The sequence below is a fragment of the Rhizobacter sp. P1_G5 genome, assembly GCF_056405435.1.
Window position 1 is genome coordinate 1 of record NZ_JBFUCB010000948.1, and the last position, 1,528, is coordinate 1,528.

Here is a 1,528-nt window from a genome sequence, read left to right on the forward strand (position 1 = left end):
TAGGTGCCGGGCGCGGCCTCGCCGGCCGCGAGGCCGGCCTGCGGGGCGCCGAGCGGTGGCGGCGCGACCGGCCGGGCCGTGCCGTGGCGGTGCAGCCAGTCGCGCCAGGCCGGCCACCAGGAGCCCTCGGTCACCGGCGTGTCGGCGAGCCACGCGTCGGCAACGACGCGCGGCGCGCCGGCGGCCAGCGTGCGCATCCGGTAGCTCGCCCGCGCGTTGCCGGGCGGGTTGACGATGCCCACGTTGTGGCCGCCGGCCGTCAGCACGAAGGTCTGGTCCGCGTCGCACAGCGACTGCAGCCGGTAGACCGAGCGCCACGGCGCGACGTGGTCCTGCAGCGTCGCGACGCTGAAGACCGGCACCCGGATGTCCATCAGGTTCACCGTGCGGCCCTCGACCTGCCATTCGCCGTGCGCCAGCGCGTTGTGCAGGTACAGCCCGCGCAGGTACTCGGCATGCATGCGCTCGGGCAGACGCGTGCCGTCGGCGTTCCAGGCCATCAGGTCGGTCATCGGCGCACGCTCGCCGAGCAGCAGCGCATGCACGCGGTACGACCACACCAGGTCGTTGGAGCGCAGCATCTGGAAGGTGCGCTTCATCTGCGCCTTGTCGAGGTAGCCCTGCGCCTGCATGCGCTGCTCGAGCGCCGCGACCTGTTCCTCGTCGATGAACAGACCCAGTTCGCCCGGCTCGGTGAAGTCGGTCTGCGACGCCAGCAGCGTGAGGCTCGCCAGCGAACCGTCGCGCTGCGCGCCCAGCAGCGCCGCGACCGACGCGAGCAGCGTGCCGCCGAGGCAGTAGCCGCAGGCATGCACGCGCCGGCCCGAGGCGATCGTGCGCACCGCCTGCAGCGCGTCCAGCACGCCGAGGCGCGCGTAGTCGTCCATGCCGAGATCGTGGTCCGCGGCGCCGGGGTTGTGCCACGAGATCGCGAACACCGTGAAGCCCTGGTCGACCAGGTACTTCACCAGCGAGTTCGCCGGCGACAGGTCGAGCACGTAGTACTTCATGATCCAGGCCGGCACCAGCAGCACCGGCTCGGCATGCACGCGCTGCGTCGACGGCACGTACTGGATCAGCTCCATCAGGCGGTTGCGCAGCACCACGCGGCCCGGCGTGACGGCCACCGCCCGCCCCGGCTCGAAGGCTTCGGCCCCGACCGGCGGTGCGTCCAGCCATTCGCGCCACGCGTCCTCGGCGACCTGCGACAGGCCGCGCAGCAGGTTGGCGCCGCCTTCACGCAGCGTGCGCTGCTGGACCACCGGGTTGCCCAGCACGAAGTTCGACGGTGCGAGCATGTCCAGCCATTGCCGTGCCGCGAACGCCACCATCTGCTCGTGGTGGTGCGTCACGCCCGGCACGCCGGTGGTGGCCTGCTGCCACCAGTGCTGCTGCAGCAGGAAGAGCTGCGCGAGCGCATGCCAGGGCTGCGCCTGCCAGGCCGGGTCGGCGAAGCGCCGGTCCTGCGGCGCCGCGTCGATCACGTCCGCGCCGGCGAGCGCGGCCAGCGCGCCGGGCAGCACCTGCG

1 protein-coding gene is annotated in these 1,528 nt (G+C 73.0%); it reads right to left on the bottom strand.

What is annotated here, in order from left to right:
• Positions 1–1,523 (bottom strand): PHA/PHB synthase family protein (locus AC1D12_RS33010; protein ID WP_477845336.1); only part of this gene is annotated, 1,523 nt, incomplete at its 3' end.
• Positions 1,524–1,528 lie beyond the last annotated feature (5 nt).